This is a genomic window from Paractinoplanes lichenicola (assembly GCF_016785085.1).
Taxonomy (GTDB): Bacteria; Actinomycetota; Actinomycetes; order Mycobacteriales; family Micromonosporaceae; genus Actinoplanes; species Actinoplanes lichenicola.
The window spans coordinates 126,243-146,562 of the sequence record NZ_JAENHO010000006.1 but is presented as its reverse complement, the minus strand read 5'-3'; the positions used below and the strand labels follow the sequence as shown (position 1 = coordinate 146,562).

Genomic DNA, 20,320 nt, shown 5'->3' with positions numbered 1-20,320 from the left:
TCTGGGAGCGCTCCCACGGACCATAGCCGTAACCTTCGATGGCTGCAAACGGGAACGGGCCCGGGACGAGATCGCCCCGGGCCCGAAAACGGGCTAAATCAGCCCGTGTTGCGCATGCCCGCGGCGATGCCGTTGACCGAGGTCAGCAGCGCCCGCTCCAGGGCCGTGGAGTCGGACGGGGCCCGGCGGGAGCCCGGCGCCACGACGGCCTGGCGGTCGGCCTCGCCCGCGTCGCGATACTGCCGGAGCAGGGCCACCTGCAGGTGGTGCAGCGGCTCGAGGTAGGTGTCGCGGACGCCCAGCGTGCGCTTGAGCTCGGGCTGGCCTTCCAGCAGCTCGGACGTGCCGGTGATGGCCAGCACCTCGCGCACGGTCAGGTCGTACTCCTCCCGGATCTTGTCGAAGATCGGGTGGAGGTACTCGGGCACCAGGGTGTCGACGTAGCGGCGGGCGATCGACAGGTCGGTCTTGGTCAGCATCATCTCGACGTTGGACAGGAACGTCTGGAAGAACTGCCAGTTGCCGTACATCTCCTTCAGCACCTCGGTGTGGCCGGCCTCGCGGGCCGCCTTGAGGCCGGTGCCCACGCCGAACCAGCCGGGCACGATCTGCCGCGTCTGGGTCCAGCCGAACACCCACGGGATCGCCCGCAGGCCGCCCAGGCCGGCGTCCGTGTTGGGCCGCTTGGCCGGGCGGGAGCCGATGTTGAGCGCGCCCAGCAGCTCGGTCGGGGTGGCCGCCCAGAAGTACGCCGGCAGGTCCGGATTCTCGACCAGCGAGCGGTACTGCGCGAACGCCGCGTCCGACGCCGTGTCCATCGTGGCGTCCCAGCGGGCCAGCCGCTCGAGGTCGACCGACGGCGAGGTGTGCAGCAGCGTCGCCTGCAGCACCGCGGCCACCGTGAGCTCCAGGTTCTCCCGGGCCAGGGCGGGCAGCGTGTACTTGTCGGAGATGACCTCGCCCTGCTCGGTCACCTTGATCGCGCCGTCCAGCGTGCCGTACGGCTGGGCCAGGATCGCCTCGTGCGTGGGGCCACCACCGCGGCCGACCGTGCCGCCGCGGCCGTGGAAGAGCCGCAGCCGTACGCCGTGCCGGGCCGCCACGTCACGCAGCGAGCGCTGCGCCTTGTGGATGCCCCACTGGCTCGTGGTGATGCCGCCCTCCTTGTTGGAGTCGGAGTAGCCCAGCATCACTTCCTGCACGTCGCCGCGGGCCTTCACGATCTCCCGGTACGCCGGCAGGGACAGCATCTCGTCGAGCAGGTCGCCACCCGCGTCGAGCTCGGCCGGGGTCTCCAGCAGGGGCACGATGTTGACCCGGGCCCGGCCGTTGTGGATGTCGACCAGTCCGGCCTCGCGGGCCAGCACGGCCGCGGCCAGCACGTCGTCGACGCCCAGGGTCATCGAGATGATGTACGTCTCGATCACGTCGGCGCCGAACCTGTCCTGCACGTCGCGGATCGTGTTGAACACGTCGAACGTCTTGCGGGCGGAATCCGTCAGCGGCGTCTCGGCGCTGGCCAGCGGGCGCCGGCCGGTCAGCTCGGTGGCCAGCAGCTTGGTGCGGTCGGCCCGGTCGAGTGCGGCGTAGTCCTCCACCTCGCCGACCTGCGTGTACATCTGCTGCAGGACCTCGTGGTGCTTCTCGGCGTGCTCGCGGACGTCGAGCGTCGCCAGCTGCAGCCCGAAGGCCGACACCGTACGGATCGCGGTGGCGACCACGCCGACGGCGGTCAGCTGGCCGGAGTTGCGGGCCAGCGAGGCCCGGATCAGCTCGAGGTCGCTGATCAGCTCGTCGCTGCCCAGGTAGTCGCGGCCGGGCACGTGCGCGGTGCCGCGGCGCAGCCGGTCGCGGGTGTTGGCCAGCTTGGCCTTGATCGCCCGGACCTTGAGCCGGTACGGCTCCTCGGCGTTGGTGCGGCGGAACCGCGGGGCGACCTCGGGCAGGTTGTCGAGATCCTTGGCCAGCGAGGCGGACAGGTCGAGCGAGACCCCACGCAGCCGCCGCGAGACCGACAGCACGTCGATCAGCTGGTCCATCGCGGCCTCGGTGGCCTGGATGCCGTGCTCGTGCTGGATCAGCAGCACGTCGCGGGTGACGGTCGGGGTGACGAACGGGTTGCCGTCGCGGTCGCCGCCGATCCACGAGCCGAAGGTCAGCGGGCGGGCCGTCGGCGCGGTCTCGACCCCCAGCTGGCGCAGCGTCTCGGCCAGGTCGGCCAGCACCTGCGGGGCGGCCTCGGCGTAGAGGTCCTTGAGGTAGTAGACCGCATTGCGGGCCTCGTCGGTCGGGTCGGGCCTGTCCAGCCGCAGCTCGTCGGTCTGCCACAGCAGGTCGATGAGCTCGGCGAACTTGCGCGTCGAGGCGGTGGTGTCGGTCTGGCCGTAGAGCACCTGGGCGGCGGCCTCGGCGTCGAGCGCGTCGGCCAGCTGGCGCAGCTTCGACAGGATCGAGCGGCGGGCGGCCTCGGTCGGGTGCGCGGTGAAGACCGGGCGGACGGCGAGCCGGCGGGCGGCCGCGGCGATCTCGTCGGACGGCACCCCCTTCTCGGCGATCAGCTTGGCCGCCTGGTCGAGCCAGCCGCCGTCGCGGGCGCGGCGCCGGCGCAGGTCACGCGAGCGGTGCACCTGCTCGGTGATGTTGGCCAGGTGGAAGTAGGTCGAGAACGCGCGGGCCAGCTTGGTGCCGGTGGTGACGTCCATGGCCGCGAGCCGGTCGGCCGCGGCCTGCGGCTCCTGCCGGACCAGGGCGCGAATCTCCTCGACCAGGTCGAGCAGCGGACGGCCTTCCTGGCGGGCCAGGGTCTGCCCGAGCAGCGTGCCGATACGCCGGATGTCGGCGCGCAGTGCGGCGTCAGGACCGTCGGGGTCTAAGTGGCCGTGCTGGTCGGTCATCGGGGGCGCTCCTTGCCTTGAAAGGTGCTCCAGGACAGCGCTGTCCCGACTGCGCCGATCGTATCGGCGCGAGGGTAACAAGGGGGGAATTGGGATAAGGTTCACTTGGCCAGAGCGACCGCGTACGCAGGGAACCAGTGCCCCGCCGGGGGCTGACCGGGCCCGCAGGCGCCATCGGATTCCCCGGGACGTTTCACCCAAAGGTACGCATCGACCAGCGGGTGTCCGGTGCGCAGGGTGGGCGCGGGCCCGAGCCGCCGCCCGGCCGGGTTGCACCAGTGCCGGTCGCCCGCGCCGCGCTGCGCCGGCCCGTTGCCGTTGCGGCTGGTGTCGACGACGAAATGTTTGCCCCCGAGGCTCCGGGACACTGCGTTCCCGTACGCGATGTTGTCCGCTGTCGTCTCGAAGTTGGCCACGTTGAGCGCGAACCCGGCCGCCGTCCCCACCCCGGCCGAGCGCAGGGCGGGGCCGATCCGCGCGGCCGCGATCCACGTCGGGTTGCCCGCGTCGACGTAGACCCGCACGCCGGGGGCGGCCAGCCGCAGGGCCGCCACCGCGTGCCGCAGCAGCCCGTAGCGCTCGGCCGCCCGCTCCTCCGACAGGCACCCCCGTACGGCCTGGGCCACCGCGTCCGGTTCGAGCACGACGATGGCCCGGTGCCCGCGCAGCGCCCCGGCCAGCCCGTTCACCCAGCTCCGATAGGCCGCGGCGTCCGGCGCCCCGCCCGCCGAATGCCCCGAGCAGTCCCGGTAGGGAATGTTGTAGAGCGTCAGCACGGGTGTGCGCCGGGCGGCCGCGGCCGCGGCGACCAGCCGGCGCGCCCGCTCGACGTGGCCCGGGGCGCCGTCGGTGAACCAGACCGAGGCAGGCTGGTCGGCGATCCGGCGGACGATCGTCGCCTCGCCCGGCCGCCCGGCCTGTTCCAGGGCGCGCACGGCGACGGCGGCCGCGCCGTTGGGGTCGACGTAGAGGTGCGGGCTGACCGACCGCGGCGGCAGCGGGATGTGCAGCTCGGGATCGCGCTCGCGGGCCCCGGCGGCGACCGCCAGTGTGCCCAGGCCGATCATCGAACCCGCCAGGAACAGGGACAACCTGACCCGACGGGGCATCACCGGACCCTGACCCAGCGGGCCACCGAGGGGCGGCCGCGGTCGTCGACGAGGAACAGCATGTACCAGCCGGACGGGGCGATCCCGGCCTGCTCGGGCACGCGCAGCCGGAGCCGGCCGTCGCCCGTCCGCTCGACGCCGAGCGCGACCGAGCGCTGGTCGGTGTCGGTGCCGTGGGTGACCGAGCTGGGCCGCACGAGCCGGGCCGACGCGATCCGGCCGGACTGCGGCGAGGCGACCGGGAAGGCGCCGCCCCGCGTGATCTCGCCCGGGGCGGCGGCGATGGCGGGCCGCTCGCCGCGGAACAGATACGGCGGGCTGTAGACCTCGATGCGCTGCTCGAACGTGCCCGGCGCCTTGCCCGTACGGTCGTAGAGCGGGTCGCCGCCCATGGTGATGATCCGGCCGTCGGGCAGCAGGATGCCCTCGGAGTGGTAGTTGCGCCCGACCGTCGACTCGGCGGCCGTACGGAACGAGTTCGACGACGGCACGTAGAACTGCGCGTTGAACAGGTCGCTGCGCGGCCGCCCCCGATACGGCCCGCCGCGATAGCCGGACGAGCCGCCGCTGGTGAACACGGTGTCGTCGGGCAGCACGACGGTGGACAGATAGCGCGCCGGCTTGGGCAGGTCGGGCCCGGGACGGTAGGCCGGCTTCTTGCTCCGCAGGTCGACGATGTCGGTGCGGGCCGTCGAGACGGGCGAGTCGCCGACCCCGCCGCCCCCGAAGATCATCACCTGCTGGTCCTGCGCGGGCGGCAGCAGCAGCGAGGTGGCGGTCTCGTTGAGCTCGGGCTGCCGCAGGCCGGGAACGGGCCGGAAGTGGTTGCCGTCGAGATCCCAGACGCCCGGCGTACGGCCTTCCTTGTCGGAGCCGTAGCCGCTGTTCGCGCCGGAGTAGAAGAGCCGGCCGTCGGCCAGTTGGTGCAGGCTCGGATAGGTGGGGAAGTAGCGCTGCAGCTCGGGCGCGCGCGACCAGGTCTTGCGTTTCGCGTCGTAGACCTCGTTGCGCCCGGGGATGATCCGGCCGTACTCGTCCAGGCCGGAGACTGCGAGCACGTCGCCGTCGGTCTTCGTGACCAGGGTCGGATACCAGCGGTGGTCGGTCAGGTCGCCCGTGCGGTGGTAGCGCTCGGTGCGCGGGTCGAACTCGTACGACGTCTTGTCGCCGCCGTACTCCTGCTTCTCCCGCGTGATCTTGTCGGCCACGCCGTACAGGTTGCGCAGGTCGGAACCGGTGAGGGCGGGAATCGTGTACTGCGCGCCCTCGCGGACGACCGGGGCGTCGCCGGTGCGGACGGCGTCGACCCACACCTCCCGCTCGCCGGCCGTGATGGCGACGTGCGCGCCGTGCACGACCTTGCGCGCGGGCGGGACGTCGAACGCCGTACGGCTGACGTATTCGTGCCCGGCCGCCGAGCGGAACTTGGTGCCCTTGGCGAACCTGCGCACGCCGTGGTCGGCCGACTCGTTCTTCACCTTCATCACGCCGCCGGCCCGCTTGACGTCCTTCTCGAGCACCTCGTACGACTTGGTGCCGCCGGCGATCAGCAGGTTGCCGTCGGGCAGGAAGCTGTGCCCGGCGCAGAACACGTCGGTCGGCGTGTCCACCTCGCTGAACTTCTCGCTGCGAGGGTCGTACAGGATCGTCCGGAAGGTGCCCGCCTCGAACTGCTCGCGGTTGTTGCCGCTGCCCGCCACGATCAGCACCTTGCCCGTGCTGAGCAGGGCGGCGTGGATGGCGTTGACCCGGAAGCCCTGGGGCACGGGCAGCTTGGCCCAGTGCCCGTATTTCTCCTTGTAGGACTGGCGGTTGATGTTGTAGTTGTGCAGCGCCTCGGATCCGGCCGCGAGGACCGGACGGTTCGCGAACGCGACCACGGCGAGCACCACCACCGCGACTGTTCCGCTGGCCATCCGGCGCGCGAGACTGGGGCGGGGGCGGGGCTTCATACAGCGGACTCCTTGGTTTTTCGGCGGCGCCGGCCCATCCAGAGCGCCGGCGGGGTCAGGCAGATGAGCAGGTTGAGCGCGGGCCAGACGAACATGGCGTTGTCGACGTGCCCGGTGACCTCGGCGATCACCAGCAGCACGACGAAGAACGCGGCCCAGCGCAGCCCGGGGGCGAAGGTGGCCAGCCGGTCCGGGCTGGTCGAGTCGCCCTTGGGCGTGACCACGAACCCGGCCTTGCGGCGCAGCAGCGCGCCCACGAACGACGAGACGTAGATCGGCGTGGACAGCGTGGACGCCACCATGCCGGTCAGCCCCGACGAGCCCGCCTCCTCGTGCGGGCTCGTGTTGTGGCGGCGGTTGAAGACGTACAGGCCGACCTGGAACAGCGCGGCGTCGATGTAGAGCATCAGCCACACCTCCTGCGGCACGTACACACCCTGGGCGCCCAGCGCGAGATAGCAGAACGCGTTCAGGGCGCCCAGCAGCCAGGCCAGCGCGGTCAGCGGGTAGTACGACATGAGCAGGCCGTAGTGCAGCGCCTTGCCCGGGCCGAGCTTGCGGGCCAGCCGCCAGAACTTGCGCATGACGACCTCGTCGGTGCCGCGCGACCAGCGGTGCTGCTGGGTGAAGTAGTCGGTCCAGGAGGACGGGCCCTCACCCACGGCCAGGACGTCGGGCGTGTAGACGGAACGCCACTTTTTCGCGTGCAGGGCCAGGCTGGTCGCCATGTCCTCGGTGATGGAGTCCTGCAGCCCGCCGATCGATTTCAAGGCCTTGATCCGTACGGCGTTGTTGGTCCCCACCAGCATGGCGATCCCGCGCCGGTTGCCGGCCCGCTGCAGCAGCGAGTGGAACAGATACTGCTGCGACTCGGCCCAGCGGGTGACCAGGTTGTCGTAGTTGCCGTAGATCTGCGGGCCGACCACGAAGCCGACATCCGGATCGCGGAAGTAGCCCAGCAGCCGCTCGCAGAAGTTGGGCAGCGGCACGTGATCGGGGTCGACCGAGACGAACACGTCGTAGTCGTCGCCGTTCACCTCGACCCACGAGTTGTAGTTGCCGTGCTTGGTCTTGGCCTTGAAGGCGCCCGACCCGGTGTTGAACTCGGCCCGTCCCTTGCGGCTGAAGTGCCGCACGCCAAGCCGCTCGCACATCGCCTTGACCTCGGGGTCGTCGCCCTCGTCGAGCAGCCAGACGTCGTACGTGCCGCCGTAGCGCACGTTGCGGGCCGCGCGCAGCGTCTTCTCGACCATGGCCACCGGCTCCTTGCCGGGCACGATCGTGGTCAGGAAGGCCACCCGCAGCGTCGTGTCGGGCACCACCGGCACCGGGTCGCGCGCCCACAGCGTCGACAGGCACAGCGTCACCACGTTGACCAGCCGGAACAGCTCGATCGCGGCGGTCGCACCGATCATCACCAGCGCGCCTGCGTAGTGCGCCGGGTCGATCGAGCGGTCCGGGATCTCGATCGACGCGATCAGCCAGCCGAAGAACGTGCTCTCGAAGGCGAAGGCGAACAGCGTGATGAGGACGGTGAGGAACGGGCGCCGCCGGGCGAGCCGCTTCATCCGTACGCGGTAAGGCTCTTCGGTGTCGTCGGGCGCCGGATCGGCCGGGCCGGCCAGCACGCTGTAGGCGCTGTAGTTGTAGCGCGCGGGCAGCAGCATCGTGGCCGCCTGCAGCGCGGGGCTGACGCTGACCCGGCCGACCGGGCGCCGGGGTGCGGGAACCTTCTCCTGAACCCGGCGCATCAGGCGGACAGGGGCACGGCCGGGCGCACCGCGGGCCGCTGTTCCTTGGGCGCGATCCGGGTCACCGTGCCCGGCGTGGCGAACCGCAGCCGGTCGGGCGTCGACGTGGCCTTGGCCTTGGTCACGAAGTCGTGCCGGGCGGCCGCGAAACCGGACCGGTCGCCGAACATGTCGCGGCTCATCTCGGCCAGCTCGCGCGCCTCGAACACCTCGAGCGGCAGGTGCTCGGCGGCCAGCCGGCGCGCCTTGGCCTGCCGGCGGCGGCGGGCGGTGCGCGGGTCGCTCGCGCGCTCGGCCAGGTCGGTCAGCCATTGCGTGTACGCCTCGGGGTGCCGCGGCCCGACCTCGTCGACCAGGCCCAGCACGGCCGCGTGGCCGGCGCTGACCGGGAGCTTGTCGTCGATCAGCCGCTGCGCCTGCTCCTCGCCGACCCGTCGCGGCAGCGTGAAGGTGTGCAGCTCGGAGCCGTACAGGCCCATCTCGTAGTAGGGGTTGAGCACGATGCCCTCGCGGGCGGCCACGATGTCGGCGCCGAGGCCGAGCATCACGCCACCGGCGCCGGCGCTTCCCGCGTACGCGGAAATGACGACCTGCCGCGTGCACGTGATGATCTCGCGGCACACCTCGTTGATGGCCCGGATGTTGGCCCACGCGCTGCCCGCCGGGTCGGGGGCGGCCTCGATCACGTTGAGGTGGATGCCGTTGCTGAACGCGTCGGTGCCGCCCCGCAGCACCAGCACCTCGGTGTCCTGGGCGGCCGCGTGGCGCAGCCCGGCCAGCAGGCGGCGGCAGTGCCCGGCCGCCATCGCGCCGTTGTAGAAGTCGAACGCCAGCCAGCCGACCTTCCCCGTACGGCGATAGCGCACCTGGCGATACGCGTTCGGCGTCTCGGGTTCCACGCCGATCGGCAGCGGCGACTGGGGGACGTCCTTGAGCCGCTTGCCGAGCAGGGTGGTGGCCGGCAGTTTGATCTTTTCCGTGCGCAGATGCCCCACCCAGAGCGCGCCGTCGCCGGTGCCGATCAGCACCGCGCCCTGGCGACGGCTGAGCAGCGCGCCCGGACGCGGATGCCGGGCCAGGCCGGGCGCGGCGTCGTAGACGAAGACGGGCAGCCCGGCGATCTCCGTACGCACCCCCGGCGCGCCGTCGGCGGCCCGGATCTTGCGCAGGATCCGCTCGGTCGGGTCGGACCAGTCGAAGGCACGGTCGTCCTGGGTCATCAGGGGACGCGGTCGTGCGCCAGGCGCCTCGATCGGCGCGTCCTCGGCCGGGATCGGCGTGAAATCGGGGTCGGCCGCCTTGGCCACCACCTCGAAGACGCAGTCCATGGCGGCGTCGGCGACCGGCCCGTTGTAGAGCGAGGATTTGCGCGGGGGAGTGGCCGGCATGCCGAACGTGCGGGTCGCCCAGATCGGCCCGGCGTCCATCTCCTCGACCGCCTGCAGCGCCGTGACCCCCCACACGTGGGCCCGCTCGGCGATCGCCCAGTCCAGTGAGGACGGTCCGCGATCGCCGGCCGGGCCCGGGTGGATGATCACCGTGCGCCAGTGCCGCCAGACCTCAGCCGGCACCCGGTCCTTGAGGAACGGGCACAGGATCAGGTCGGGATCGGCGGCCCGGACCCCATCGATCATGTCGGACGCGCTCGTCGCGAGCTGCACGCCCACGTCGTGCCCGGCCTCGCGCAGCGCGCACCAGGCCCGCTGACTGAGACCGTTGAACGCCGTAACGAGCAGCAGGATCCGCACGTTTCCTCCCCAGGGAATGCTTTCTGCAGTCGCCACTATTGCCCCGTTATCGATGGCTATGTCGGACATGTTGTGCGTTGTTGTCGGGGCGCCCGTGAATGTCAGACGGGCGGACTAAACTTGCCGACGTACCCCCGCCCCCTCCGGGCGCTGGGGTTATTCGACGTGCTTTGGGGTTTTCGATGCAGCTCTCCGGTCTCATTCCCGCCGCGCTTCGCGACCGCGGTCTCGCGCGTGCCCGTGACGTGGCGCGCCAGGGCTTCGCCGAGTCCGACGCGCTCGACCTCACCGCGCCCGCCTCGCTGCGGCCGTTCGTCGTGGCCACCGTGGCCGGGGCGGCCGAGATCGGCGGCGCGGGCCGGCCGGTGCTGGCCGTCACCGCCACCACCCGCGAGGCCGACGACCTGGCCGACGCGCTGGGCTGCCTGATCAGCCCGTCCCGGGTCGCCGTCTTCCCGTCGTGGGAGACGCTGCCCCACGAGCGGCTGTCGCCTCGCTCCGACACCGTCGGCCGTCGCCTGGCCGTGCTGCGCCGGCTGGCCCACCCGGGCGAGGCGCCGATCCAGGTCGTCGTCGCGCCGGTCCGCTCGCTGCTGCAGCCGCAGCTCAAGGGTCTCGGCGATCTCGAGCCGGTCGAGCTGACCGCCGGCGGCTCGGCCGAGCTGGAAGAGGTCGCCCGGCGGCTGTCCGACATGGCGTACGCGCGGGTCGACCTGGTCACCAAGCGCGGCGAGTTCGCCGTCCGGGGCGGCATCCTCGACGTCTTCCCGCCCACCGACGAGCACCCGTCGCGCGTCGAGTTCTGGGGCGACGAGGTGGAGGAGATCCGCACGTTCGCTGTGGCCGATCAGCGGACCATCGACCCGGTCCAGTCGTTGTGGGCGCCGCCCTGCCGGGAGCTGCTGCTGACCCCTTCTGTTCGTTCCCGTGCCGCTTCTCTTTCCGAGGCTCACCCGGAGCTTGCGGAGATTTTGGACAAATTGGCCGAGGGTATTCCGGTCGAGGGCATGGAGTCGCTGGCCCCGGCGCTGCTCGACGGCACCGGCAGCATGGAGTTGCTGATCGACTGCATGCCCGCCGGCACCCACGTGCTGCTCTGCGACCCCGAGCGGATCCGCACCCGCGCGCACGACCTGACCCGTACGTCTGATGAATTCTTGGAGGCGTCGTGGGCGGCGGCGGCCGTCGGCGGTCAGGCGCCGATCGACGTCGGGGCCGTGGCTTTCAAGACCCTGGCCGACGTACGGGCTCACGCCGCGACCCTCTCGCAGCCGTGGTGGACGGTGTCGCCGTTCGGCCTCGCCGACTCCGACTCGTCTGCGGCCGATGATCAGCCCTGGCTCGAGAAGCCGTCGGTCGAGGTCTCGCCCGACCTGGGGGACGCGGTGGCGCTGGCCGCCCAGCCCGTGCCGCTCTATCACGGCGACACCGCCAAGCTCGCCGCCGACCTGCACGACTGGGCCGCCGCGGGCTGGGCCGTCGCGCTGGTCTTCGAGGGCCACGGCACCGCCCAGCGGGCCACCGAGCTGCTGCGCGACGCGGGCCTCGGCGTCACCCCGGCCGACTCCATCGAGACCCCGATCGAGGCCGGCCAGCTGCTCGTCACCTGCGGCGGGCTCAACCACGGCTTCGTCGACGCGGGCTCGCAGCTCGCCGTGATCACCGGCAACGACATCACCGGCGGCCGCGGCGCCTCCACAAAAGACATGCGCAAGATGCCGTCGCGGCGGCGCAACACGATCGACCCGCTCGAGCTCAAGCCGGGCGACTTCGTGGTGCACGAGCAGCACGGCATCGGGCGTTACGTCGAGCTGGTGCAGCGCACGGTCAACGGCGCCGACCGCGAATACATCGTGCTCGAATACGCCGCCTCCAAGCGGGGCCAGCCCGGCGACCGCCTCTACGTGCCGACCGACCAGCTCGACCAGCTCTCCCGCTACGTCGGCGGCGAGTCACCCACGCTGCACAAGATGGGCGGCGCCGACTGGCAGAAGAGCAAGGCGCGGGCCAAGAGGGCGGTCAAGGAGATCGCCGCCCAGCTGATCCAGCTCTACGCGGCCCGCCAGGCCTCCAAGGGCCACTCGTTCGGCCCCGACACGCCGTGGCAGCGCGAGCTCGAAGACGCGTTCCCCTACACCGAGACCCCCGACCAGATGTCGGCCATCATCGAGGTCAAGCACGACATGGAGCTGCAGGTCCCGATGGACAGGCTGATCTGTGGCGACGTCGGCTACGGCAAGACCGAGATCGCCGTACGGGCGGCTTTCAAGGCGGTGCAGGACGGCAAGCAGGTCGCCGTGCTGGTGCCGACCACCCTGCTGGCCCAGCAGCACTACAACACGTTCACCGAGCGGATGAGCCAGTTCCCGGTGACCATCAAGCAGCTGTCCCGGTTCCAGACCCCGGCCGAGGCCCGGCTGACCCTGGAGGAGGCGGCCAACGGCACGGCCGACATCGTGATCGGCACCCACCGCCTGCTGGCCAACTCGACCAAGTTCAAAAACCTCGGCCTGATCATCGTGGACGAGGAGCAGCGCTTCGGCGTCGAGCACAAGGAGCAGCTCAAGGCGCTGCGGGCCTCGGTCGACGTGCTGACCATGTCGGCCACCCCCATCCCTCGTACGCTGGAGATGGCCATCACCGGCATCCGGGAGATGTCGACCATCGCCACCCCGCCCGAGGAACGGCACCCGGTGCTGACCTTCGTCGGCGCCCAGGACGACAAGCAGGTGGCCGCCTCCATCCACCGCGAGCTGCTGCGCGACGGCCAGGTGTTCTACCTGCACAACCGGGTCGAGTCGATCGACAAGGCGGCCCGCAAGCTGCGCGAGCTGGTGCCCGAGGCCCGGGTCGCGGTGGCCCACGGCCAGATGAGCGAGGAACAGCTCGAAAAGGTCATGGTCGGGTTCTGGGAGAAGGAGTTCGACGTCCTGGTCTGCACCACGATCGTCGAGTCCGGCATCGACATCCCGAACGCCAACACGCTGATCGTCGAGCGGGCCGACCTGCTCGGTCTGGCCCAGCTGCACCAGATCCGCGGCCGGGTCGGCCGGGGCCGCGAACGCGCCTACGCGTATTTCCTCTATCCCCGCGAGAAGCCGCTCACCGAGCAGGCCCACGAGCGGCTGGCCACCATCGCCCAGCACACCGAGCTCGGCGCGGGCATGTACGTGGCGATGAAGGACCTCGAGATCCGCGGCGCCGGCAACCTGCTCGGCGGCGAGCAGTCCGGCCACATCGAGGGCGTCGGCTTCGACCTGTACGTGCGGATGGTCGGCGAGGCAGTGTCCGCGTTCAAGGGCGAGCGCCCCGAGGAGGAGCCCGAGGTCAAGATCGACCTGCCGGTCGACGCGCACCTGCCGGTCGACTACATCTCGGTCGAACGGCTGCGCCTCGAGATGTATCGCAAGCTGGCCGAGGCCCGCGACGGCGCGAAGCTCGACGAGGTGGTGGCCGAGATGACCGACCGCTACGGCGAGCCGCCGGCCCAGGTGGCCAACCTGATCGCGGTGGCCCGCTTCCGCCAGCTGGCCCGGGCGTACGGGCTGACCGACGTGTCGATGCAGGGCAAGCACATCCGCTTCTCCCCGCTGCCCCTGCCCGACTCGAAGCAGCTGCGGCTCAAGCGCTACCACCCCGACTCGGTCTACAAGCACGCGACCGACCAGGTCAGCGTGCCCCGCCCGAGCACCCGCCGCGTCGGCGGCGAGCCCCTACGCGACCAGGCCCTGCTCGAATGGTGCGCCCAGCTCCTCAAGGACGTGCTGGGCGAGGTCCCGGCCCCCGCTTCGGCCGGGGTCGGGTGATCTCGCTCATACCCGGCGTGAGAGAGTCAGTGTCATGCAGCGTGCTCGCCGACTGGCATCCATCGTCGTCGTTGCGTGTCTCGGGGTGGGCGGGCTTTCCGCCTGCCGGTCCGAGCCGTCCGTGGCCGCCTACGTGGGCGACAGCGCCAAGATCACCGAGGCTCGGGTGCAGGAGGTCTGGGACGACGCGAACGCCGCGTTGACCAGTGCGGCCGCCTCCGGCTCGGCCGAGCAGCCGGAGTCCGCCGCGGCCCCGGCCATGCCGATCAAGCGGATCGACATCGTCCGCACACTGGTCGGCCACGACGTGCTGGCCGACGTGGCCGAGCGCGAGGGCGTCTCCCTGCCGGCCGACCTCGGGCTGGCCGACCACGCCAGCCGGCTGCGGCTGCCCCAGACCGCCGAATACGTGCGTCTCTACGCCGAGTTCGACGGCCTGCTGCGGGCGCTGCGCACGAAGGTCCAGTCCTCCGCGCCCGAGGTCACCGAGGACGACCTGCGCGAGGTCTACACCGTGCTGCTCCGCTCGGGCGGCGTCCCCGCCGGCACGACGTTCGACCAGTTCAAGACGTCGCTCCCGGCGGAAAACATGGCCCTGGTCAAGACGGCGGCGGCGGTCCGCAAGGAGGTCGGCGAGTTCACCGGCACGGCGGACATCACGGTGAACCCGCGCTACCAGCCGCTCACCATCCCGGTCCTGGAGTTCCAGACCGAACAGGGTGAGCTCAAGCCGCTGGTGGAAGTGCCCCTGGGTGAGTCCTCGCAGAGCACGGTCACCGACGTTTCCTGAGCTTCATTTACTCGCGCTTTTCGCGGGCCCGGCCCTGTCAGTGGGGCCGGGCCCGTTTCGTTCGCCGCAGTGCCCGCCCCTGCGCCGCTGCCACTAGCCGCTCCGGCGCCGCCGCGTTGCCCGCCCTTGCACCGTCGCACTGCCCGCCCTGCACCGCCGCACTGTCCGCCCTGCGCCGCCGCACTGCCCGCTCCGGCGTCGGCGCATTGCCCGCCCCTGCGCCGCCGCTACCGGCCGCTCTGGCGCCGCCGCACTGCCCGCTCTGGCGCCGCCGCACTGCCCGGCGCCGCCGCACTGCCCGGCGCCGCCGCACTGCCCGCCCTGCGCCGGCGCGTTGCCCGCCCCTGCGCCGCTGCTGTTGGCCGCTCTGGCGCTGTGACTGACGTCTCTGTGGATGACTTGCTTGGGCCTGTGGACAACCCGGTTCGCGGGCTTGACAAGCAGTAGCGTCCTTATATCTCCCAGGGCGGGTGGGGGAGGTGGTGGCTGCTCCCGGGTGGCAAAGTTGCGCACATGACCGCACGGATCTTTCTGCTTGTCACCTCGCCGCGCCTGCCTGCTGGGTTGCTGACCGCGGCCGCCTGGGATGTGGTGCGGGCTCATCCGGTGTTCGCGGGTGGCGAGAGTGAGCAGGCCGAGGCGCTGCGTAAGAGCGGCGTGCCGGTCACGGTCATCGAGAGCGACCCCGAGCTGCTGATCGCCGAGCTGGGGGCCGCCGAGGGGGAGGCTGAAGGGGATGCCGCGGTTGTTTGGCTGGCCGGGCCGACGGGGGACGAGGCGTTCGCGCGGGGGCTGGGGTTGCGGCTGGCGCGGGAGCCGGGGCTGGCCGAGCTCGAGCTGATCTACGGGTCGTGGGATCCGCCGGGGGCGCGGCTGCTCGACGCGGTGGCGGTGATGGACCGGCTGGTCTCGCCGGGCGGCGACCCGTGGAAGCGGGCCCAGAACCACCGTACGCTCGCGCCCTACCTGCTCGAGGAGAGCTACGAGGCGTACGACGCGATCGAGGCGGACGACACCGACGCGCTGCGCGAGGAGCTGGGCGACGTGCTGCTGCAGATCGTGCTGCACGCGCGGCTGGCCGAGGAGCTTCCCGAGGACGAAGCTTGGACCGTCGACGACGTCGCGGCCGGCCTGGTCGACAAGATGGTGCGCCGCAATCCGCACGTGTTCGCGGGGGTCGAGGTGGCCGACATCGACGAGATCACCCGCAACTGGGACGCCATCAAGAAGGCCGAGAAGACCCGTGACTCTGTGCTCGACGGCATCGCGCTCAGCCAGCCCGCCCTCGCCCTGGCCGCCAAGATCCTTTCCCGTACGGGGCGGGCCGGGCTCGACGTGCCGCTGCCAGAAGGGTCCGAGCTCGGCGCCCGGCTGTTCCGCATCGTGGCCGAGGGCGGCGACGCCGAGCAGGCCCTCCGGCGTACGGCGTTGGAATACGCGGAGGCCGTGCGAGCGGTCGAGCCCAAGGTCGAGACGGCGCCCGCAAAAGCGACGGTCCTCAAAATTGTCGGACCGGCCGAGTAGGTTTCACGACATGCCGGAGTTCGTACCGCTCGCCGAGCGCATCGTCGACGCCCTGCTCGAAAGCGACCCCGGGCTGGCCACCTATTCGGGTGACCACCGGTTCGACGACCGCCTGCCCGACTTCTCCCCGGGCGCGGTCGACGCTCAGGTCGCCATGCTGCGCGACGCGACCGACGCTCTCTCCGGCGTCGACGCCGACGCGCTCGACCCGGAGGATCAGGTCGATCACGCCATGCTCAGCGCGATGGCCGAGCGCGGCCTGTTCGAGCTGGGCGACGTGCGTGAGCACGAGTGGAATCCGCTGGAGCACAACCCCGGCCCGCTGCTGCACGCGCTGATCTCCCGCCAGTTCGCCCCGGCTGAGGAGCGGCTGGCCAGCCTCGGCGGCCGGCTCGCGGCCATCCCCGACGCGCTGGCCACGGCCCGGGCCGTCCTGCGCGATGTGCCGCGCATCCACGCCGAGACGGCGATCGGCCAGTTCGCGGGCACGGCCGCGCTGATCCGCGACGAGCTGCCCGCCCTGCTCGAGCAGGAGCCGGGCATGCGGGGCGCGCTCGAGCCGTCCTCGGCCGCCGCGCTCAAGGCGCTCGAGGAGTTCGACGGCTGGCTGCACGCCCGGGTCGACAGCGGCGAGCCCGGCCGCGACCCGCGCCTGGGCCGTCGCCTGTGGGAGGCCCGCCTCTGGCACACGCTCGACACCGAACTGCCCGCGGCCGAGGTGCTCTCGCGGGCCCGGGCCAATCTCGACCAGGTCGGCGAGCGCCTGCGTGCGGCGGCCGCCGAGCTGACCGGCGGCCCGGCCACCGACGAGACGGTCCGCCGCGCCCTCGGCGACCTGGGTGCGCAGCATCCGGCCAACGACACGATCGTCGAGCTGGCCAAGCTCACGATGGGCGAGGCGACCGAGTTCGTCCGCGAGCACGACATGGTCACCCTGCTCGACGACCCGTGCGTCATCGAAGAGATGCCGGAGTTCGCGCGCGGCGTCGCCGTGGCCTATTGCGACCCGCCCGGCCCGCTCGAGACGGCCGACGTGCCGACGTTCTACTGCATCTCGCCGACGCCCTCCGACTGGCCGGCCGAGCGCGTCGAGTCGTTCTATCGCGAATACAACGACCACATGCTCCGCGACCTGACCGTCCACGAGGCGATGCCCGGCCACTTCCTGCAGATCGCCCACTCGCGGCGCTTCCGGGCCGCGACCCGGGTGCGCGCGCTGGGCTGGTCGGGCCCGTTCGTCGAGGGCTGGGCGGTCTACGCCGAGGAGGCGATGGCCGACCTGGGCTTCGGGGGCCTGCCGGTGCGCCTGCAACAGCTCAAGATGCAGCTGCGCATGAGCCTCAACGCGATCATCGACCAGCTCGTCCACTGCGAAGACCTGCAGGAGGCCGAGGCCATGGCGATGATGACGGGCGCCGGCTTCCAGGAGGAGGGCGAGGCCGCCGGCAAGTGGCGTCGCGCGCTGCTCACCTCGACTCAGCTCTCGACTTATTTCGTCGGCTACACCGAGGTCGCCTCCATCGCCGCGGCCCGCCCCTTCGGCGCCACCCCCAAGGCCTGGCACGACGCCATGCTCGCCCACGGCTCCCCACCACCCCGCCACCTGCGCACCCTGCTCGGCGTCTGACCGCCTCCGGCCCCGGGCGCCGCCGATGGGACGGCCCTGAGCGGCGCTGGGGCGGCCTTGGGCGGCGCTGGGGCGGCCTTGGGCGGCGCTGGGGCGGCCTTGGGCGGCGCTGGGGCGGCCTTGGGCGGCGCTGGGACGGCTTTGAGCGATGCTGGGACGGCTTTGAGCGATGCTGGGACGGCCCTGAGGCTTGGAGGTCGCATGTCTTCGTCCATGCCCGACTTCGCCGCGCCGGGTTTGTTCGCACGGCGGCCGGCCTGGCGATCCGTGCCCGCGGAAGTCCGGCTGGCGGTGGAACAAGTCCTCGGCGCGCGGATGTGTGCGAGCCGTGACGTGAGCGGAGGCATGTCACCCGGCCCGGCGGCGATCGTGGAGCTGGCCGACGGGCGGCGGGTCTTCGTCAAGGCCGTCGCCGCGAGCGCGAGCAGCGAGTCACACCGGTTCTACAAGCAGGAGGCGGTGGTCCTGGCGGCCCTGCCCCGGTCGGTGCCCGCACCCCGACTGCTCGGCGTGACCGAAGTCGGCGACTGGTGTGCGCTGGTGATGACGGCCGCCGAGGGAGTCCCGGCCGGCCCGCCGTGGACCGACGACGGCATCCGCCTGGTCACCGCAGCCTGCGAGACGCTCGCCGGAATCGCAGCGCCGCCGGTCCTGCCACCGATCGCCGACCTGCTCACCGACCTCGACGGCTGGCATCGGCTCCTGACCGAACATCCCGGCCGGCTCGACCCGTGGGAACGCGAGCACGCCCCCGCCCTCGCCCGGCTGTCGGCCGGCTGGCCCCAGTGGACAGCCGGCCGAACCCTGGTGCACCAGGACATCCGCGCCGACAACGCCGTGATCGACCCCGGCCCCGAACCGGCCGACATCCCGAGCACAGCCGCCGCTCCCGCAAGCGCTGCGGTTCCGGGCTTGGCGGCGATAGTCGGTCCGCGTGAGTCGACAGCCGGTGCCGGTGGGCGGGTGGTGCTGGTCGATTGGAGTTTCGGGTGTGCGGGGGCCGACTGGCTCGATCGGGCCCGGCTCGCCGCCGACATCGTGGGTAGTGGACACCATGACGGGCCCGCGGCTGCGCTCGAGGCCGCTCGCAGGGTTCTCGGCACGCTTCCGGGCGGGGCGGGACGGTTTGTCGCTGCCCTCGGCGGGATGTGGCGTTACCGATCGGTGCTGCCCGCGCCGCCCGGCCATCCCACCTTGCGCGGCTGGCAGCGGGCGCGGGCTCAGGCCGTACGGGGGCTGCTCGAGGTTTTGATCGAGCCTAGCCACCCAGCTCGGCCTTGCGACGCAGCAGGGCGGACCGGGTTCGCAGCGCGCTGACCAGGGCGACCACCGCCGCGACGCCGAGCGCGCCGACAACCACGAACGGCCACCCCCGTACGCCGGGAGCGACGATCAGCGCCCCGCCCGCGAAGACGGCCCACGCCGCCAACCCCAGCCACCCCGCAACCACCCGATCGCGTGCGAACAGTGGTGTCCGCCGGGTGACCGCCCACGTGCCGACCACCGTCCAGCTCAGGCCGATCGCGATCAGCACGGCAAAGGCCACGCCCGTACGGGTGGGGAGCGCCGGCTCGGTCGCCCACAACAGCCCGATCAGCGCGCTCCCGACCAGCCCGGCCAGGGCCACCACCACGTACGCGATCCGCCGCCCGGGCGACAGCCGTGCGTCCAGTCGTCCCAGCACGTCTTCCGGCGTCATGCCTCGTACCCCTCTCGCGTCAGCTCCTCCCGCAACAGCCGCCGGGCCCGGTGGAGCCGCGACTTGATCGTGCCGACCGGCACCCCGCAGATCTGCGCGCAGGCGTCCAGCGGCAGATCCTCGAGATAGAAGAGCAGCAGCACTTCGCGCTCCCGGGCCGGCAGCGCCGCCAACGCCCCCGCCATCGCCTCGCGATCGACCACCGCCTCCGATGCGGGCGGCTCCCACACCGGCGTCGAGATCCCGCGCCCCGACGTCGGCTGCGGTTGATCCAGCGGCTCGGCCGTGGGGGCGTAGGCCTCCCGCAGCCGGTTCATGACGGCCCGCCGGGCGATCGTGAACAGCCACGGAGCGAACCGTTCGGGCTCCCGCAGCCGGGGCAGCCCCTTGACCACCGCCAGCCACACTTCCTGCACCACGTCGTCGTCACCGCGTCCCAGCATCCGGGTGACGTATCGCTCGACCGCACCGTGCCACTCGCGAACCAGCTCGGCGAACGCGTCACGCTCCCCGAGCTGGCATCGGACGACCAGAAGCTCGTCGCTCATCCCCACCTCCCTGAGCATTCAGTCGGGCGGAAGGGGAGAAAGGTTCACGGGCGCGAGGGGAGCAGGGCAAGGCGCGGGGGGCAGGGCAAGGCGCGGGGAAGGGACGCGGCCGGGAGAGCGGGGGAAGGAGGGCCGCCGGGCATGGAGGAGGTTGGCAGGAGGAGGGAGTCAGGAAGAACGGGCAGGGGGCTACTTCGTCGACTTGTCGATCATTTTGGCGTTCGTGGGGACCAGGAAGGCGTCGTCCGGGAGGTCTTCGCGGAGGGACGTCAGGGCCTGGTCGATGCGGACGCCGTCGATGGTGGCCGTGAAGCTGGCCAGGGTGCCCTCGTTGGTCACGCACAGGTCGAACTCGTCGGCCGGGGTGTTGTCGACGCCGGAGAGCGACAGGCAAGTGGCGTGGCGGCCGGCGATCGTCGTGTCGTGCTGGGTGGTTTCGACGACCGGGTCGAGGGCGGCCGTGGCCAGCATCGCCTGGACGGCCTCGGCCGAGATCAGCGGGCCGTTGTCGAGCGTGGCCGCGGCGGCGGGGTCGGCCGTGTCGGATTCGCAGGTCGACGCCGTGCACTTGATGGTGACGGTCGACGTCACGATCAGGCGGCCGCCGGGATAGACGTACGACGCGCGGAGCGGGCGCTGGGCGCGGTTCACCGTGGCGAGCTCGCCGCCGGCCACCTGATATTTCGCCGAATAGGTCAGGGCCGCGCCCGCCGCCAGCTGCCCGGCCGTCTCGGTGATCAGGGATTCCCGGCTCAGCGGGGCCGCGCTCGCCTCGTCGAGGTCGCCGCAGCCGGCCGTGCCGAGCAGCGCCACGCACGCGGCGGTCAGGCCGGCGGCGGTAAGGCGCGTAACAGTGGGCACGACTGACACCT

The 20,320-nt window shown here is 71.8% G+C and carries 13 protein-coding genes; 5 read left to right on the top strand and 8 right to left on the bottom strand.

Annotation, left to right across the window (positions count from 1 at the left end; translation table 11 throughout):
• Nucleotides 1-98: 98 nt before the first annotated feature.
• The 5 genes from ppc to JKJ07_RS21685 form a co-directional block, all read right to left on the bottom strand.
• The gene (ppc, locus tag JKJ07_RS21705) at nt 99-2,894 is read right to left on the bottom strand and encodes a phosphoenolpyruvate carboxylase (protein ID WP_202993557.1); all 2,796 of its coding nucleotides are present in this window, start codon (nt 2,892-2,894) and stop codon (nt 99-101) included.
• Between the two features lie 101 nt (nt 2,895-2,995).
• On the bottom strand, nt 2,996-4,003 hold the full coding sequence (locus tag JKJ07_RS21700; protein ID WP_236029666.1) for a glycoside hydrolase family 6 protein: 1,008 nt from the start codon (nt 4,001-4,003) through the stop codon (nt 2,996-2,998).
• A complete protein-coding gene (gene glxA / locus JKJ07_RS21695; RefSeq protein WP_202993556.1) occupies nt 4,003-5,955 on the bottom strand; it encodes a radical copper oxidase GlxA in 1,953 nt (650 codons plus the stop codon). Before glxA ends, JKJ07_RS21700 begins: the two co-directional genes overlap by 1 nt.
• Nucleotides 5,952-7,706, bottom strand: coding sequence for a glycosyltransferase family 2 protein (locus JKJ07_RS21690; protein ID WP_236029665.1), 1,755 nt, complete (start codon nt 7,704-7,706; stop codon nt 5,952-5,954). Before JKJ07_RS21690 ends, glxA begins: the two co-directional genes overlap by 4 nt.
• Entirely contained in the window at nt 7,706-9,454 is a 1,749-nt protein-coding gene (locus JKJ07_RS21685) for a hydrogenase maturation protein (protein WP_202993551.1), read from the bottom strand. Before JKJ07_RS21685 ends, JKJ07_RS21690 begins: the two co-directional genes overlap by 1 nt.
• Before the next feature lie 182 nt (nt 9,455-9,636).
• On the opposite strand from JKJ07_RS21685, the gene mfd reads away from it, so the two are divergent.
• The 5 genes from mfd to JKJ07_RS21660 all read left to right on the top strand — a co-directional run bounded on the left by mfd (nt 9,637) and on the right by JKJ07_RS21660 (nt 18,518).
• The gene (gene mfd, locus JKJ07_RS21680; protein ID WP_202993546.1) at nt 9,637-13,260 is read left to right on the top strand and encodes a transcription-repair coupling factor; all 3,624 of its coding nucleotides are present in this window, start codon (nt 9,637-9,639) and stop codon (nt 13,258-13,260) included.
• A gap of 121 nt (nt 13,261-13,381) precedes the next feature.
• Nucleotides 13,382-14,050 carry a hypothetical protein gene (locus JKJ07_RS21675; RefSeq protein ID WP_202993545.1) on the top strand — a complete coding sequence of 223 codons (669 nt, stop codon included), beginning with the start codon at nt 13,382-13,384 and terminating at the stop codon, nt 14,048-14,050.
• A gap of 513 nt (nt 14,051-14,563) precedes the next feature.
• Complete coding sequence (locus tag JKJ07_RS21670; protein ID WP_202993543.1) at nt 14,564-15,574, top strand: nucleoside triphosphate pyrophosphohydrolase; 1,011 nt, start codon at nt 14,564-14,566, stop codon at nt 15,572-15,574.
• 10 nt (nt 15,575-15,584) lie between these two features.
• Nucleotides 15,585-17,201 (top strand): DUF885 domain-containing protein, encoded by a 1,617-nt coding sequence (locus JKJ07_RS21665; protein ID WP_202993541.1) that lies wholly within the window; start codon nt 15,585-15,587, stop codon nt 17,199-17,201.
• Nucleotides 17,202-17,402: 201 nt separating this feature from the next.
• Complete coding sequence (locus tag JKJ07_RS21660) at nt 17,403-18,518, top strand: protein kinase family protein (RefSeq protein ID WP_202993539.1); 1,116 nt, start codon at nt 17,403-17,405, stop codon at nt 18,516-18,518.
• On the opposite strand, the gene JKJ07_RS21655 is transcribed toward JKJ07_RS21660, so the two are convergent.
• From JKJ07_RS21655 to JKJ07_RS21645, 3 genes are all read right to left on the bottom strand, one after another.
• Nucleotides 18,460-18,900, bottom strand: coding sequence for a hypothetical protein (locus JKJ07_RS21655; protein ID WP_202993531.1), 441 nt, complete (start codon nt 18,898-18,900; stop codon nt 18,460-18,462). The genes JKJ07_RS21660 and JKJ07_RS21655 overlap by 59 nt on opposite strands.
• Entirely contained in the window at nt 18,897-19,448 is a 552-nt protein-coding gene (locus JKJ07_RS21650; RefSeq protein ID WP_236029664.1) for an RNA polymerase sigma factor, read from the bottom strand. The genes JKJ07_RS21655 and JKJ07_RS21650 overlap by 4 nt, the downstream gene beginning before the upstream one ends.
• A 189-nt stretch (nt 19,449-19,637) precedes the next feature.
• Nucleotides 19,638-20,309 (bottom strand): hypothetical protein, encoded by a 672-nt coding sequence (locus JKJ07_RS21645; protein ID WP_202993527.1) that lies wholly within the window; start codon nt 20,307-20,309, stop codon nt 19,638-19,640.
• Between the last annotated feature and the right edge of the window lie 11 nt (nt 20,310-20,320).

What these genes read in the sequence shown, in the direction of transcription:
- ppc (WP_202993557.1), bottom strand. Translation starts at nt 2,894, where the DNA reads ATGACCGACCAGCACGGCCACTTAGACCCCGACGGTCCTGACGCCGCA.
- JKJ07_RS21700 (WP_236029666.1), bottom strand. Translation starts at nt 4,003, where the DNA reads ATGCCCCGTCGGGTCAGGTTGTCCCTGTTCCTGGCGGGTTCGATGATC.
- glxA (WP_202993556.1), bottom strand. Translation starts at nt 5,955, where the DNA reads ATGAAGCCCCGCCCCCGCCCCAGTCTCGCGCGCCGGATGGCCAGCGGA.
- JKJ07_RS21690 (WP_236029665.1), bottom strand. Translation starts at nt 7,706, where the DNA reads ATGCGCCGGGTTCAGGAGAAGGTTCCCGCACCCCGGCGCCCGGTCGGC.
- mfd (WP_202993546.1), top strand. Translation starts at nt 9,637, where the DNA reads ATGCAGCTCTCCGGTCTCATTCCCGCCGCGCTTCGCGACCGCGGTCTC.
- JKJ07_RS21670 (WP_202993543.1), top strand. Translation starts at nt 14,564, where the DNA reads ATGACCGCACGGATCTTTCTGCTTGTCACCTCGCCGCGCCTGCCTGCT.
- JKJ07_RS21665 (WP_202993541.1), top strand. Translation starts at nt 15,585, where the DNA reads ATGCCGGAGTTCGTACCGCTCGCCGAGCGCATCGTCGACGCCCTGCTC.
- JKJ07_RS21660 (WP_202993539.1), top strand. Translation starts at nt 17,403, where the DNA reads ATGTCTTCGTCCATGCCCGACTTCGCCGCGCCGGGTTTGTTCGCACGG.
- JKJ07_RS21655 (WP_202993531.1), bottom strand. Translation starts at nt 18,900, where the DNA reads ATGACGCCGGAAGACGTGCTGGGACGACTGGACGCACGGCTGTCGCCC.
- JKJ07_RS21650 (WP_236029664.1), bottom strand. Translation starts at nt 19,448, where the DNA reads ATGAGCGACGAGCTTCTGGTCGTCCGATGCCAGCTCGGGGAGCGTGAC.